The sequence below is a fragment of the Terrisporobacter glycolicus ATCC 14880 = DSM 1288 genome, assembly GCF_036812735.1.
GTDB lineage: Bacteria > Bacillota > Clostridia > Peptostreptococcales > Peptostreptococcaceae > Terrisporobacter > Terrisporobacter glycolicus.
In genome coordinates this window covers 1,742,417-1,758,188 of the sequence record NZ_CP117523.1, presented here as the reverse complement: position 1 = coordinate 1,758,188, position 15,772 = coordinate 1,742,417, and the positions used below count along the sequence as shown (strand labels likewise).

The following is a 15,772-nucleotide window of genomic DNA, read 5'->3' as shown; positions in this document are numbered from 1 at the left end:
TTATATACATTGTTTTTATAGGTAATATTACAATAAATTTTATTTAAAATCAAGTAAAAAAGATATAGGATTTAATATTATACTAATTCTATATCTTTTTAATTTCTAAATTTATTCAAAATCCACATCACTTGCTCTTAAAGTTATATAATCGTAACCATACTCGTTGTTGCTGCTTATTCCTATGTGAAACTCATATAATTCATCCAGCTTATATATTTCATCATAAATCCAGTATGAGTTTTCCTCCAAATTATTTTCTATCATCTGGCCATTTCTATAAATTATCTTATTTATATCTGTAAAACCACCACTATTATCAAGGTCAAAGACAATATCATCTCCAACTTTTTTTATACTTAAAATCTCACAATCATGAAAATCATAATTATCCAATATTTTCTGTGAAATTTGATTTTCTATCATTTTAAAGTAATTAAAGTAGTCCTCCATTACTTTTTTTGTTGTTTTTTCATTTTCTTTACAATATTTTTCTATTCTCTTTTTAAGGTTTTTTGACACCTTATTAAGAGCTAACACTCTTATATCTGCCACATCTTCTAGAATGTCTTTTGGCAAATTGTTTTTTAGAAATTCTATTTCGTCCTTGTGATTTTGGGCAAATTTATTTGTTAGTTCTAACTCATCGTATTCATCCATTTCAAAATTTTCTAATGCTTCTCTTTCCCCTTCCAATATGCTGTTTCTAAGTTCTTCTACTTCTTCTTGTGACATAAATTCACTTACACTTACCATATTACCTTCTTCATCCATTACGGATATTTCATCCCAATCTGTTTCGTCAAATTCATCTTCTTCTGACATTTCACATAACTCTTTTTGCTCTTGTAAGAATTCTTTCAATTCTTTTTTATATAAATCTTGGTAGTATTTTTCATCAAATTTTTCTGCTTTTTTTGTAGCTCTCATTAGCATATGTATATCAGTTCTTCCCATATCTCTTTGATATTCTTTTGTAAAAAATTTCATAATAACTTCCCCTTTTTAATTTGTACTTATTGCAAATTAATATTTTTCCAAACTCTCTTTTACCAGAACCTAGCTTCAAATAGGTCAATTATTTAGTTTATTTTATTGCTACGGTCTTACTTTTGGTTGAATATCCTGATTTACTTATTTTCACTTCTACTTTTTTACCTTTTTTAAGGTTTTTCACACCAGTTATTTTATAAGTTCCATTTGAGCTTACTGTAACTGTTTTTCCGATTTGTTTTCCATCTATATAAGCCTTTATCGTTGCTGTTTTTAATCCTTTTCCACTTATTGATGTTGATTTAGTAGTGATTGAATTTACTGTAAATGTATTGAAAGTATTTAATACTGTTACAGTATTTTGTTTAGTTTCATAACCGTCTTTACTTATTTTAACAACTATTTTGCTACCAGCTTTCAGTCCACTTATGTTTTTTATAGTATAGTTTCCTGTAGAATCAACTTTAGCTGTTGTTCCTACTTGTTTTCCATTTATATAAGCTTTTACAGTTGCTGATTTTAATCCTTTTCCACTTATAACTGTAGATTTATTATTAATCGAGTTTACTGTAAATTTACTAAAAGTATTTCTTACTGTTATAGTTTTTTGTGTAGGCTCATATCCATCTTGGCTCATCTTAACAACTACTTTGTCTCCAGCTTTTAATCCACTTATACTTTTAATAGTAAAGTTTCCATTCCAGCTAACTTTAGCCGTTGTTCCTATTTTTTTATTATTAACATAAGCTCTTACTGTGGAATTAGCCAAACCTTTACCTGTGATAGTTGTTGAAGTTTTATTGATACTATTTACACTAAAATAAGACATCGGTGTAAGTAACGAAATATAAAAATCTCCTGTATAGTCTGTACCTGAAACTCCTAATTTATGAGAAAAACGATAGTCTACACTATAGAAAGGATTATTCCAAGTTATAGTATTAGAAGTTTTTGAATATGTACCACCATTTCCTACTCTGCTTGGAGCTATTGGCTTTCCATTAAGACCAATAAGTGGATTTTTAAATATAAATTTCCCCTCTTTTATTGACACTGGTCCTAATTCTATTCTTTGTGTTGATAAATGTAATTCTGTTATATTTGGCAATTTCCCTAAAGGACTTATATCTGTGATTTTATTTTGACTACCTCTAAAATGCTTTAATTTTGAAAAGTTTTCTACTACAGATATATCAGATATATTGTTTGAACCAAGGTTTAAATATGTTAAGTTCTTTAATCCTGATAAATAAAATATATTAGATATTTTATTTCTTTCTAAAATTAATGTATTTAATTTGCTTAGATTCTTTAAATTAGATACACTTATTATTTGATTTTGCTTTAAATATAATTTCGTTAAATTTGTTAAGTTCTTTATAAAAGAGATATCTTTTATATTGTTCTCATTTAAGTTTAATGTTTTTAATTTTGTTAGATTTGAAATAGGTGTAAAATCTTCAATTTCATTATTTTGTAAGAATAAATATTCCAAGTTTACACAATATTGTAAACCTTCTAAATTCTTAACACCAGCATCTTCTAAGTTTATTTCTTTAACTTGTGACATTCTATACTTTGTTACTGGAGTATAGGCCTCTTGGTATAGACTATCATTTATAGATTTGTGTAATTTTTTATCAGGTATGTTTACTACTTCTCCACCACCTTTATAAAAAGGATTTCGTACCTTAAATAAAAGTGTTCCACAGTAGTAATCATCATCTTTGTCCATAGATTTTCCTATTCTTGCATATATGTATTCTTGATCGTCGAAATATTCTCTATCTATTGTAGCTCTATGCCTATCTAAATCATTATTTAAAGTGAAATTTCTAGATGCTACGTATTCCATCTTATCTCCAAGTTTAACGAAAAACTCTATGGTTGTTATATCGTTGTAGATTTCATCTTTGTAAGAATATTCATCGAAGATAAAATTAATCATTTCATTACTACTATTTAATACTCCTTCAAATTGAAAAGCGAATACTTCTCCATTTTCATAATCGGCTATATTACCAATTAGTCCATCTTTTTCTACTTCAATATAGTTTTTGCTATCTTCTGTTTCCTCGTACTCTCTTGATGCGTTACTTTCACTAGCTTTTACTTCTTTAGTCATTTTTTCTTCTGCCCATGATATTGGTGTTATTTGCCCCATTATTATGGATAGAACTAAAATAAATGATGTTAATAATTTTTTCATTTTAACTATGCCTCCTCTTTTTAATCCCCATTAAAATTCTACATTATTTTCAGATAAATATAAAGAATATTCTGCCATAAAAAATACCCATTATATATTGTTTTGAGCATAGGCTAAAATTTTTAAAGCAAAGTTAAAAGGGATACACATTTTTGTGTACCCCTTCTATTTGCTTGATTCTTTTATAAATTTAGCATGATTTAAAACTTTATCTATTATTAAAGCAATTATAATACCTATAAAATAGCTTATTAAGTCTATCCATAAAAACCCATGTCCAAGTACTAAACCTCCAATAGTAGTTTTACGTATAATATTTATCCACTCAGCCTGATATAGCTGACTCGTCTCTATAGCAAAAGAAAAAATAAGTGCTATATTGAAACTTTTTAAAAGCTCTAACTTTGGAAACAAGAACCTAAAACCAAAGTAAACCATCATAGCCCATAACATATCTCCTACATATGGAGCAATGTGGCTTGGAAATATAAACATGAATTTTCTCGATAACAAACCCATTAACATTACTAGCACTGTGATTATAAAATATACTACTCTTTTAGTCATAATAATCAATTCTCCACAATTTTCATTTCATAATAATTTACACTACTAATCAAATTAGCATCCTTGCTTGTGAGATAGTCACTGTTATTTATTCTAAATAACTAAGATTCATTCTTTTGAGCTATTTTTTCTGTGGTTCTTTTGTCTATTTCTTTCTTAAGCTCTTTTAAATAAGGAGAAAACTCCACCTTATCTGCACCATAAGTAAACTGTAAGTCATATTCTAGCTCAATCCAAGTACTAATATCCGCCTCGTTATGCTGAATGACTGCTTCTAAATTATCTAATGCTTTATAAAGCTTTGCTTCATCAGTCTTGCGTTCATTCATTTCCTTTAGAAGCTCTGTGAATTCCTCATCATAAGGATTAGGAAAAGTTGAAATCCACTGGAAAAATATCTCATCCTCTTTTTCACTATCTTCTTCTTTCTTCTCAAAAGTAGGAATATCTCCAGTAAAGGCTTCCCCTAAATCATGAATCAAACACATACGAATTACCTTGTCCATATCAATCTCTGGAAATTCGTCACGCATTAATAATGCCATTAATGCAATACGCCAACTATGTTCTGCCACACTTTCATGACGTCCGTTTGATGTCCATGAGTGCCTAGTATTACATTTTAGTTTTTCTGCTACTGTTAATATTTCTAGAAATGTTGCTGTTTTCATACGAAGTCCCCCCTAGAATTTTTATTTATGAAACATTATTACAAACTTATATAAATAAGATTCTGTCCATTGATCTAAAAGTAAAATAAATCTGGTTAATTTAGATTATCTATTTTCTTCAAATATAATTTCTGAAGAATCTAAACGTAATTAAGTTTTCTTTATATTATAATAACTCAAATTCTGACCTCATATCAAGTTATACAAACTATTAATATATTTTATTTTAAGTTTTCACGAAAACATCTCTTTTACTAGACATTTAGTTTTATAATTTATGATATAATAACGTAATTAAGCAAGAAGGTAGGTGTCATCATGTTTTGTAAAATTAGATTAATTAATTTAGCTCCAAGCAAAAGCTGCAATAATATCAAAGCATAGTTTGTAAGGAGCGATAAAATATATTACCTAAAGATGTTTTAGATTTAGTTCAAAAATACATTGATGGTGATTATATATACATTCCAAAGAAAGATAACAGCAAAAAATCTTGGGGTGAGGTTAGTGGAATTAAAGCTGAGCTGAAAACAAGAAATTTTGAAATATATAGCAAGTACTTACAAGGAACATCAATTAAACAATTGTCTACAGATTATTTTCTATCTGAAAGTAGTATTAGAAGAATATTATATATCTATAAAAACAAATAAATATATTTAATTGATTATAGTTAGTACAGAAATATTCTTAATAAACTTTTTAAATCGTATTTAACATATAATATTAAGTGACGTACTTACTTAGGAGGAATTGTTAAATGATAAAAATTGAAAATTTAAATATTATTAATAATAAAGATATGGAAGAAATACTAAATACATGGGAATCATCAGTAAGAGCAACACATAACTTTTTAAGTGAAGAGGACATAATATCAATAAAGCCTCAAGTTATTGAAGGTGCTAAATACGTTAGTAAACTTTTATGTGTAAGAGATAAAAAAGATATGATAAAAGCTTTTATGGGAATACATGATTTTAAAATTGAAATGTTATTTGTAAGTAATGATAGTAGAGGAAATGGAATTGGAAAAAAACTTGTAGAATATGCAATAGAAGTATTAAATGCAAATTATGTAGATGTTAATGAGCAAAATCCACAAGCATTAGGCTTTTATAAACATATGGGCTTTAAAGTTTTTAAAAAATCTGAGTTCGACGAACAGGGTAATCCATTCCCTATATTGCATATGAAATTAAAATAGTAATCCAAATTATAGTATAATTTAATAAATAGAGTAATATGATTGAAAAGTATTACTCTATTTTGCGTTCACAAAGCCATATTAATTTATACATCTAAAAGGCCTAAGTCCAATTAATATAGGACTTAGGCCTTAGTTACTTAATTTTTACTATAAATATTCTTCTACTTTAGCTTTCATTTCTTCACCTATTGAGTCATATACTGGCGATAACATTTTACATGGGCCACACCAAGTTGCAAAGAAGTCTACCACAACTGTACCTTTATTATTTTCCACATCATTTTTAAATTCATTTATTACATAACTTTAATATATATAATATCATGCCATAGTTTTATAGATTAAAAAAAGCGCTTCATCTATCAAAGATAAGCACTAATTTTTTAAGTTTATTCTTCATGTAGTAGTTGCAAATTTTTGATCATCAAGAATCAATCCTAATGTATCCTTTATCGTGAAGTTTGAATACTAAAAAAGCAAATAAACATCCTATTACCATTCCTGAGGTATTCATTAATATATCTTCCAGTTGTACAAATCTTCCAGTAAACAATTGTAGTACTTCAATAGATACTGAAATGAAAAATCCCATCAAAGCCCCAGTTGTAAATCTTTTAAATATCATAGTTGTAAAAAAACCAAATGGAATAAATAGTATAATATTTAGTATTGTAGGAAGTGATAAACCATCTGATAAAATATTAAAATCAATATATGCTCTCCCATTTACTACTGAATCCACACTAAAATTGCCCTCTATTATACTTCCAATTATGCCTGTTATGTTCAAAATAGCCAATAACATAAGTAACCATAAAAATTCACATAAAATTTCTACTGAGTTCCACTCTATTTTTATTTTAAGTATATACCTTGTATATAAAAAGTAAGGTGAGAATATAATAAGTGCTACGGGTATAACTATTACAAACTCTGATATTCCTCTAATTAAGAAATTCATACATGCACCTCCATATAGTTAATATACTATATGTACATATAATTCCCTTTGTAAGTTCCTTATGGTATATCAACGTTTACATCTTTTTTTATAACATTATAAATGTAAATTATAACTTTTATTATTTTAATAATAGTTATTACAATTATAGATCGTTGAAAAAATAAAATACAAATTTATATATTTACACTTTTATATTTGTTTGTAAGATTTTTTATATACAAAGACCTTAAACTATGAATAACTTCACTTTCCATATCTTTTTTTCTTATTAAGCTTGCCTTATTGTCATTTAAATAAGTTATAAAATAATCCTTTGACTCAAATACTTCATAAAATTGAGCATATTTGACTTTTATTTCTCCTTCAAATACTTTACTTTTTACTATTAAAAAATCTTCGTAAAAGTCCAGTACTTCTTGCGAATCCCATAATCCTGTTTTATCAGTTTTTATTACTTTTTTAAATTTCATTTCTATTTTTAATATAGTAACTAAAATTACTACAATCATTAATATAATCCAATAATATACAAACCCTATTAAACCAAATTTATTTTCACTGTAAATAATTTGCTATAATTCATGTTTTTCTCCTTTTAACTTTATTATATAATACATTATAATATTAATGGAAAATATAGTAAATAATTACATTTGTAAACAAAAAAGTAAATTATCGCAGTGCCACTTACTTGTTATACAATTTGCTGCCAATAATCATCAGTCAAAATTCATATAGAATAAAGCTAAAAGGCCTAAGTCCAATTAATATAGGACTTAGGCCTTAGTTACTTAATTTTTATTATAAATATTCTTCTACTTTAGCTTTTAAACTGTTTTTAGGTATAAAACCTACTAATCTATCCATTTCTTTTCCCTCTTTAAAAACTATCACTGTTGGAACAGTTGATACTTCAAATTTTTGAGCTAACTCCATACTTTGGTCTATATCAACTTTTAAAAATTCTGTTTTATCTTTCATTTCTTCACCTATTGAGTCATATACTGGTGATAACATTTTACATGGACCACACCAAGTTGCAAAGAAATCTACTACAACTGTACCTTTATTATTTTCCACATCATTTTTAAATTCATTTATTCCTATTATTCTTGACATATTCTTACCATCCTTTTTTCTTATAGTTATTTGTTTACTTCTATGAATTAATAATAAACCTTGTAGAAAGAAACAACAATAAGGCACATTTTAGTGCCTAGTTACATTTAAGTTACCTAAGGAAATACTACATATTGAAATTTACTTAAGTATACATGTTTTTATAAATTTATAGTTGCATCATATTTTTGTTTCTTCATACTTTGTCTAGCTTCTATTTCATTCTTATATATTGTTCCAAATGTATTTAATATATTCTTATGTAGTATGTAAATAACTTCCCATGTATCCTAGTCAAAACTTTACAATGACCTGACTTTCTGGCATTATAAAAAATCTAAAAGAGGGGGTACACATTTTTGTGTATCCCTTTAACTTACTTACTATAATTTTACTTCCTATAGAGTTATTAAATACATCCATAAAATTAATCTTTATATGCATTTAATAACTCTATAAATTCAGGGTCACTTTTTAAAAAGTCTGCTTCTTCACTAGTTTCAAGCTCCCTAATTATACTATCAAGCATCATTATACCCATTTTACTATCTACACTTTTAGATTTAATATGTCTATAAAGTGGAGACTGATTTATCATCCATTGTTTTTTGATGGATGGTAATATAACTTTTAATGTATCCATACTCCTTTTTTTATCTTTTGTTTCTATTGCAAGTTGAAAATGGCCAATATATTTGTTATAATCCCATAATTCATATATTTCAACTGTTTGTTGTATTTTGTCAGCATAAATTGCTGCATATTCATGTCTACTTTCTTTTAAAGCAATATCAAGCATACTTATTAATGATGTTTGAATTTCATTAGCCATACGTAATAAATTTTGTTCTATGATTTCAGATGCTTCTGATATTTTACCCTGTTTAATATATAACTTAGATTGAATTTCATTTTTATTAATTGATATATTAGGTAAGGTATCAATAAGTTTTTGTGCACTATCATAATCTTCTCTTTCTATGTATCTAAAAATTAGTAATGATTTTGCATGATTGCATAACTCTGGATTATCGCAATTAGCTACACGTTCAAATAGCTTTTCAATTTCTGTTTCATACTTATATTTATCTTTCACACCATACATAAATAATGCGCCCTGCAAAACAGATGCAACTGAAAAAATTAACTTATAGCAATTAGGATAATTATATATTTTATCTATTCCTAATTGAAATCCATCATCATATCCTTTTTCATCTATAATAGCTGCTAGATCATTAGTGAATTTTCCAATTTCTTTATCTGTTAGTTCATCTTTAAATGATAGCAAAGTATTTAAATCAACTCTCAATAATCTTGCTAATGCAGGTAATATTGTAATATCAGGATATGAATTTCCTTTTTCCCATTTATTAACTGCAGGAGTTGTTACTCCTAAGTACTCCGCTATTTGTTCTTGAGTTAAATCCATTTCTTTTCTTTTTAATTTTATAATATCATTTATTTTCATGTATGCTCCTCTTAAAAATGGTAATGTTTGCTCTCCTACTTATATAATATCAATTTTAAATAATAACTACAATTAACCTGTAGTTAACTCCATAGCAATAATTTTAACTAATAGTTAAACATAAAAATGCACCCACATTTTTCGTAGGCGCATTTATTATTCTAACCTTTTGTAGGTTTCACTCATTCAATCTCTTCCTTTTTTCAGATATTTGGTGATTATATGTAGTATTGTTCTAAATCTATTTGTGGTGTAAATGTTTTGCAACCACATTCACATTTGTACACTTTTCTATTAGTTACCTTATCAATCTCTACTTCAATATCTAGTTCATTTTTAACAACCCCGCACTCGCTACATCTTAAATCCATTGTATTTTTATCCTTTGGTATAAGGTATATTACATTACCTTCTTTTATTTTTCTCATATTCATTTCTCCCTTCGTTTTTTACTATTTTTACTTTTGATTAACAGATACTTTATATTTTTCTAGTGTCTATTTAATATTTAATCTCTAAAATTCTATTAATTTTTACTTCCAAAATCTTTTTGTCATGTTTATTATACCCTTATTTTTTATCCTTAAAAGTCATCAATATATTTTGTAACTTTTTGTTTCTTCTTCATGTTTTATATTCAAAATAGTATATTGAAATAATAAATTACGGAAATATTATCACAATAAAAATTCGCTTCGCTCATATCGCCAACGAGATGCCTTAGCTACCGCTTCACGCAACTCCGTTGCTCAAAAATTCATTTTTAACATTTCCTCAATGAATTGATATACCTTAATTTTAGAGCTTATCAATAGCGTAAATCCAACTATAATTTCCTAACATGTAAAAATGACCTATGGAACATATAACGTTGTTCCATAGGTCTTAATTTTGAATATAGTTTATACCTATTTATGTCAATATCTAATATTTAATTCTTTTAATTAGCTATTAGTTCTTTCTATATATTTGCAATTTACTTCAATATGATTTAGGAAAAGTAATAACCTTTCATAAAGTGGATTTACTTTCTCTCCAAACTTAACCTCAAGTTTTTTCCCAACTTCTTCAACAGTTTTTTCACCGTCGATTTCTAAAAATACTGCACTACTGTATTCATCTAGTTCAATTTTTTTATGCGTAGGAATTTTAAACTTTAGTTTTCTAAAAAACTTCTGAATCTTATGGTCTTGTTTTTCAAGTATGGTAACTACTTTATCTTCGTTTACATCATATTCTATATTATCACAAATTTTATAAACAATATCTAAAACTTCTTGATTAGTTTTCATTTTTCTTAATTTTAGATACCATTATTGGCACAGTTGTAGTTACAACTAGTATAACTAATATTACTACTGCCATCATGTTCCCAGCTGCAAATCCAGTTGGAACTTTAGGAGTTATAACTCCAGATACTTGTAAGATTATACCTATTAGACCTATTATAGATCCACCAGCAACTAATCCTGAAGATAAACTTATACCGTTTGAAACTCTAGCTTCTCTCTCAGCAGTATCTTTACACATCTTCTCAACTAATACACGGATTAATGCTCCAACTAATATTATTGAAGTTGTTGATATTGGTAAGTAGAATCCTATAGCTATAGTCATTATTGGTAAGTTTAATAAGAATAAGAATAAAGCCATAACTACACCAGCTATTATCATAACCCATGGTAAATTTCCTGACATTATACCAGAAGTTAATGTAGACATTAAGTTAGCTTGAGGTAGTGCAAATTGTGCATCTGCTCCAGTAACAGCTAATTGATCAGCAAGTAACATTATTGTTCCTGTAACAACAATAACACCTACTACAGAAGCTATTGCGAAGTAGTTTTGCATTTCTTTCTTATTTCCACCTATTACATAAGTAACTTTTTGAGATTGAGTATATCCTCCAGCTGTTGATATTGCAACAACCATGAATGCAGCAAATAATAATAATGATTTATTATCAGCATTGCTAGTCCATCCCATTATAACGAATACTAATGTTAATATAACTAATGAAGCTATTGTCATTCCTGATACTGGAAGGTTAGATGTTCCTATTGTACCAGTTAGACGTCCTGCAACTATTACGAATAATAATGATAATATTAGAGAAACTATTGCTCCTACTATTGCCATTTTTACACTTCCAGATATCATAAATGCTGCTACAAATGCTATAACCATACTAGCTATAAGTATTAACATTTCTCCTGAACTACCTTCAGAACTTCCGTCTTTAGCAGATCTTGCATTTAAAGTTTCTTTTACAGAAACAACTATTGTTGGTATAAGTTTTATTGCTCCTATTATACCACCACAAAGCATCATACCTGCACCTATGTATTTAACATAACTTCCAGATATTGCATTTACATCCATTTGGCTTATAACTACTGATGCATCATTCCATGCGTTCATGTTGTTAGCAGCCATATCAGTGAAGTAACCTATTAATGGAGCTATACCAAAGTTAGATAATATAGAACCAGCAAACATAGTTAAAGATACTTCTAATCCAACTATGAATCCTATACCTAATAATAATGGGTTAACTTCCATAGAGAACTTCCATTTATAGAACTTACTTCCTAAGAATGTCATCGTGTTGTTAACTACATTAAAGAATGATCCTGTTAAAACATTTATAATACCACTTATTCCAAAACCTATTCCCATGAATTTGATAGCATCTCCGCCACCTTCAGATGCAACAAGAGTTTCTGATATTGCCATTGACTCTGGATACATAAGTTTTCCATGTTCTTCTACTATTAAGTAGTTGTAAACTAATGATGAACATCCTATACCGAATAAACATCCCCCTACACCTACTATTACTCCTTCAAAGAATGTTATTTGACTTCCTATAAGGATAACTGCTGGTAATACGAAAATCATACCACTTGCTATAGATTCTCCACCACTTGACATACCTTGGATTATATTTTTTCCAAGTATACCTTTTGACTTAGCGAATACTCCTATAAGCATAGAACCAATTATAGCTCCAGGAATTCCTGCTGCAACCGTTAACCCCGATTTCATACCAGAGTAAGCTGTAGATGCTGCAAATAGTGCTGCTAATACAATACCTATTAATAATACCGCAAGGTTTGTACCTTTTTTTGACTTATCGTTTATATATGGTACATAATCTTTACCATGAACACCACCATAAGCCTCTTTTGATAATTTCTTATTCATATCAATTATTTCCTTTCTTTTTTAATCGTTTTCCATTATAGCATAATTCGATATAATTTGATATGTTTTTTCAAATTTTTAAAACGTTTTTTTAAAAATTTTTATCTTTTCCATTACACTTTTTCTTTTTCCCCCTAAATTTCAACACTTTTAATCCTTTTTGCAAAGTTTATTTGCACAAAAAAACTCATACATTTGCATGAGTTTTTATATTTATTAAGTTTTTTATTGGTAAAAATACCTAATTATTTTTTATTAGGTTTACCTTTTCCTCTGAACACTTTTTTCTAGATGTCTTTTAATGTAAATTTGCCAATTTTTACTAATCATGATATTGTTATATAAAAATGCATAATATTAGGGGGTAACCATGACAAATGATAAATTAGTTAAATTCAATAGAATTTTCTTAGGAATAATAGTAACGTTGACTATTTTATTGATTTTAGTTTACATTTTTGAGAGCAAAATTAATGATGAAATTATACAGAAATTCCTTTCCATATACTTTATAAGCTTTTTATCATTTTTAGTTTGTATGCTTATAGCAACTCTTATACAACTTAAAAATTTAAGTAAAAGAGATTTAAAAAACAGAATTATTAAATTTATAAAAGGTTTTGTATGCTATTTTTTATTCTTAGGTTTGCTATCAGTATTTTTGAAACCTGACAATATTGATCTATTTAATATTGCAGCAATATCTTTTGGTGGATCATTTGGATTTAATTTTTTAGATTTATTATTTTTTAAGAAAACTAGTAAATTCAACTGCTCTTAAAATCACACTTAAAATACATAAAAAAAGAGTTAAAGTATTGAAATTAATGTATTTCATTACTTTAACTCTTTTTTATATTTTATTAATTTTTATTTTTTTTTAGTAAATTCATAATACTGGAAAGTACAAAACCAAATGAAATTCCTAATACCATTGCCCCCATCGTATCTTTGTAATATGATTTTGTTACTATAAACATAATTAAAATAATACAAACTATTAGTATTATGCCGTACATTTTTTTCATATTTTTCATAAGTTATCCCCCTTCATGTTCAGTTAAATATAACATTTTAATTAAGTAAGTTTTATATTTATCTAACACTTTATTAATATAAAACTTACTTCATTATCTTTTTAATTAGGTTTACCTTTTCCTTGTATGGCGGAAATACCAACTTAAGATCTAATTTAGTACTTTTTTTAACTATTGATTTAGCATGTGTAAAAGTATCAAAGCTGGCCTTTCCATGATAGTTTCCTATGCCAGAAGTTCCAACTCCACCAAAAGGTAGATGAGCTGATGCCACATGGCTTATGGTATCGTTAACGCAGCCTCCTCCAAAAGTAAATCTTCTTATTATGTCTTCACTAAAATCGTCATTTTCTGAAAAGACGTATAATGCCAATGGATTTTTATGTTTAGAAATATAATATTTTAAGTCTTCTAAATTTTTATACTTTATTACTGGAAGTATAGGTCCAAAAATTTCGTCTTGCATAACACTATCTTCCAAAGTTACATCTCTAATAATTGTTGGTGAAATATATCTTTGTTCAAAATTCACATCTCCACCAACTACTATTTTTTCTTTGTCATTTTCAAGTATGTTATTTAGTCTATTCATATGTTTATCGTTTATTATTCTACCGAACTCTTTATTATTTATAATATCATTACCATAAAATTCAGTTATAGTGTTTTTCAGTTCTTCTATAAGTTCTTCATATATATGTTCGTGAGCCAATAGATAATCAGGCGCCACACAAGTTTGGCCTGCATTTGTTAATTTACCCCAAAGTATTCGTTTTGCACTTATTTTTAAATCAGCAGTATTATCAACTATTACAGGAGATTTTCCTCCAAGTTCTAATGTTACTGGTGTTAAGTGCTTACTGGCTTTCTCCATTACTATTTTGCCAACATTTACACTACCAGTAAAGAATATGTAGTCAAACTCTAAATCTAAAAGATAACTATTTACTTTATAGTCCCCAGTAACAACTGCAATATATTCTTCATTAAAAGTTTCTTTTATTATTTTTTCTATTATAGCTTCAGTAGCAGTTGCATATTCAGATGGTTTTAAAATCACTGTGTTTCCTCCTGCTATAGCACCAATTAATGGTTCTATAGTCAATTGGAATGGATAGTTATATGGTCCTATTATTAATACGGCTCCATAGTGAGACTTATAAATATATGATTTGCCAGGAAGTTGAGCTGCATCATTTTTTACCTTTTTAACCTTCATCCATTTTTTCAAGTTTTTTATGGCAAAGTCTATACTTCCATAAACAAATCCTACCTCATTGGAATAAGCTTCAAAAATATGTTTTCCCAAATCTTTATTTAGCGCATCAATTATTTCGTCTTCGTATTTTTTTATTACTTTTTTTAATCTTTTTAAATTATCAATTCTTTTATCCACATCTATTGTTCCAAGATGAGATAAATAGTTTCTTTGACTTTCTAATATATTTTCATATTTACTCATAATTAACCTCTTTTATCCATTTATCATTTTAGTTTATATACATAATATTATACACATATTTTCAATGATTAAAAAAATCTATTTCCTATTTAATAAAACTTTAAGGAAATAGATTTATATTTCGAGTGTAATCATAATTATTTTGTTAAATTAAAAATTATTATTACTTTGTTAAAACTTAGAAACTTCACTATTAGTTGATCTATTTTTTGTTGCAGAAAATACAAATGCTACCATACTAGTAAGAGTTAATGCTAATAAAAACATGTTTATTGCGTTATAAAATGCTTCAACTGTAATAGACATTTCCCCACCCCCGTTTATAAATCAGAGTTATTATGTAAATATTTTCCAAATGTATATAATTAATTGTATCACTTTATCACTAAATTATCATTAATTTCTACAATTTTTGTAAATCTTTTAACAATCTTAATTTATTCACCTAAGTGTAATTCTATATCTCCGTTTCTAATTCTAAGTCTTCTGTAGTAGGAGCTTGTCGTTTAGCTTTTATTGATCTTTGTGTAAGAAGTGTTTGCATATCAGCTAACAAAAGTCCTAAAAAAACAAGGAATATGGCAATGTCATCTTCATCAAGCTCTTCAGCCAAACTATAAGATAATGTAGCAGCTAATACTATAAGTTCAGCATAACTAAAATCAGAAAACTTTATATTATCATTGCTTTTTTGCTTCGAATTGCTATTTTTTGAATTGCTATTTTGCTTTGAATTACAATTTCGGCTAGATTGCTTATTATTTTTCTTATCCGTGCTTTCCCTTTTTTTCTTTTTAGCCACCTTGACTTCCTCCTTGCAAATCTATACCTGTATATTAAAATCTACTTATTATTCATATGC

General features: G+C 27.3%; 18 protein-coding genes and 1 pseudogene. 3 read left to right on the top strand and 16 right to left on the bottom strand.

Translation table 11 applies throughout. From position 1 onward, the window contains the following. Positions 1 to 111: 111 nt before the first annotated feature. The 4 genes from TEGL_RS08710 to TEGL_RS08695 all read right to left on the bottom strand — a co-directional run bounded on the left by TEGL_RS08710 (position 112) and on the right by TEGL_RS08695 (position 4,440). A complete protein-coding gene (locus TEGL_RS08710) occupies positions 112 to 990 on the bottom strand; it encodes a DUF4085 family protein (protein ID WP_018591200.1) in 879 nt (292 codons plus the stop codon). A 97-nt stretch (positions 991 to 1,087) separates the two neighbouring features. Then, on the bottom strand, positions 1,088 to 3,202 hold the full coding sequence (locus TEGL_RS08705) for a leucine-rich repeat domain-containing protein (protein ID WP_018591201.1): 2,115 nt from the start codon (positions 3,200 to 3,202) through the stop codon (positions 1,088 to 1,090). Positions 3,203 to 3,367: 165 nt separating this feature from the next. Further along, positions 3,368 to 3,769, bottom strand: a complete 402-nt coding sequence (locus tag TEGL_RS08700; protein ID WP_018591202.1) for a DUF2809 domain-containing protein — start codon at positions 3,767 to 3,769, stop codon at positions 3,368 to 3,370. A gap of 101 nt (positions 3,770 to 3,870) precedes the next feature. Next, a complete protein-coding gene (locus TEGL_RS08695; protein ID WP_018591203.1) occupies positions 3,871 to 4,440 on the bottom strand; it encodes an HD domain-containing protein in 570 nt (189 codons plus the stop codon). A gap of 404 nt (positions 4,441 to 4,844) precedes the next feature. On the opposite strand from TEGL_RS08695, the gene TEGL_RS08690 reads away from it, so the two are divergent. Both TEGL_RS08690 and TEGL_RS08685 read left to right on the top strand, forming a co-directional pair. Continuing rightward, complete coding sequence (locus TEGL_RS08690; RefSeq protein ID WP_081617897.1) at positions 4,845 to 5,093, top strand: CD3324 family protein; 249 nt, start codon at positions 4,845 to 4,847, stop codon at positions 5,091 to 5,093. A 107-nt stretch (positions 5,094 to 5,200) separates the two neighbouring features. Continuing rightward, a complete protein-coding gene (locus tag TEGL_RS08685) occupies positions 5,201 to 5,647 on the top strand; it encodes a GNAT family N-acetyltransferase (RefSeq protein ID WP_018591204.1) in 447 nt (148 codons plus the stop codon). Between the two features lie 168 nt (positions 5,648 to 5,815). Here TEGL_RS08685 and TEGL_RS08680 read toward each other — a convergent pair. The 8 genes and pseudogenes from TEGL_RS08680 to TEGL_RS08645 form a co-directional block, all read right to left on the bottom strand. Continuing rightward, positions 5,816 to 5,947, bottom strand: a pseudogene (locus TEGL_RS08680) (thioredoxin family protein); the annotation flags it as partial. A gap of 127 nt (positions 5,948 to 6,074) precedes the next feature. After that, a complete protein-coding gene (locus TEGL_RS08675) occupies positions 6,075 to 6,611 on the bottom strand; it encodes a VanZ family protein (protein WP_018591206.1) in 537 nt (178 codons plus the stop codon). Between the two features lie 176 nt (positions 6,612 to 6,787). Beyond that, a complete protein-coding gene (locus tag TEGL_RS08670; protein ID WP_018591207.1) occupies positions 6,788 to 7,123 on the bottom strand; it encodes a YcxB family protein in 336 nt (111 codons plus the stop codon). Positions 7,124 to 7,415: 292 nt separating this feature from the next. Beyond that, the gene (gene trxA, locus TEGL_RS08665; RefSeq protein ID WP_018591208.1) at positions 7,416 to 7,733 is read right to left on the bottom strand and encodes a thioredoxin; all 318 of its coding nucleotides are present in this window, start codon (positions 7,731 to 7,733) and stop codon (positions 7,416 to 7,418) included. Positions 7,734 to 8,160: 427 nt separating this feature from the next. After that, positions 8,161 to 9,204, bottom strand: a complete 1,044-nt coding sequence (locus tag TEGL_RS08660; RefSeq protein WP_018591210.1) for a helix-turn-helix domain-containing protein — start codon at positions 9,202 to 9,204, stop codon at positions 8,161 to 8,163. Between the two features lie 218 nt (positions 9,205 to 9,422). Further along, positions 9,423 to 9,632 (bottom strand): hypothetical protein, encoded by a 210-nt coding sequence (locus TEGL_RS08655; RefSeq protein WP_018591211.1) that lies wholly within the window; start codon positions 9,630 to 9,632, stop codon positions 9,423 to 9,425. A 516-nt stretch (positions 9,633 to 10,148) separates the two neighbouring features. Further along, entirely contained in the window at positions 10,149 to 10,496 is a 348-nt protein-coding gene (locus TEGL_RS08650) for a PqqD family peptide modification chaperone (protein WP_018591212.1), read from the bottom strand. Continuing rightward, positions 10,486 to 12,411 (bottom strand): OPT family oligopeptide transporter, encoded by a 1,926-nt coding sequence (locus TEGL_RS08645; RefSeq protein ID WP_018591213.1) that lies wholly within the window; start codon positions 12,409 to 12,411, stop codon positions 10,486 to 10,488. Before TEGL_RS08645 ends, TEGL_RS08650 begins: the two co-directional genes overlap by 11 nt. 370 nt (positions 12,412 to 12,781) lie before the next feature. On the opposite strand from TEGL_RS08645, the gene TEGL_RS08640 reads away from it, so the two are divergent. After that, positions 12,782 to 13,192, top strand: a complete 411-nt coding sequence (locus TEGL_RS08640; RefSeq protein WP_018591214.1) for a hypothetical protein — start codon at positions 12,782 to 12,784, stop codon at positions 13,190 to 13,192. An 82-nt stretch (positions 13,193 to 13,274) separates the two neighbouring features. Here TEGL_RS08640 and TEGL_RS08635 read toward each other — a convergent pair whose 3' ends face one another. The 4 genes from TEGL_RS08635 to TEGL_RS08620 form a co-directional block, all read right to left on the bottom strand. Further along, positions 13,275 to 13,448, bottom strand: a complete 174-nt coding sequence (locus tag TEGL_RS08635; protein ID WP_018591215.1) for a hypothetical protein — start codon at positions 13,446 to 13,448, stop codon at positions 13,275 to 13,277. Positions 13,449 to 13,533: 85 nt separating this feature from the next. After that, positions 13,534 to 14,910: an aldehyde dehydrogenase gene (locus TEGL_RS08630; RefSeq protein WP_018591216.1), complete on the bottom strand. Its 1,377-nt coding sequence runs from the start codon at positions 14,908 to 14,910 to the stop codon at positions 13,534 to 13,536. A 171-nt stretch (positions 14,911 to 15,081) separates the two neighbouring features. Beyond that, positions 15,082 to 15,216, bottom strand: coding sequence for a hypothetical protein (locus TEGL_RS08625; protein ID WP_018591217.1), 135 nt, complete (start codon positions 15,214 to 15,216; stop codon positions 15,082 to 15,084). 151 nt (positions 15,217 to 15,367) lie between these two features. Next, on the bottom strand, positions 15,368 to 15,712 hold the full coding sequence (locus TEGL_RS08620; RefSeq protein WP_018591218.1) for a hypothetical protein: 345 nt from the start codon (positions 15,710 to 15,712) through the stop codon (positions 15,368 to 15,370). Between the last annotated feature and the right edge of the window lie 60 nt (positions 15,713 to 15,772).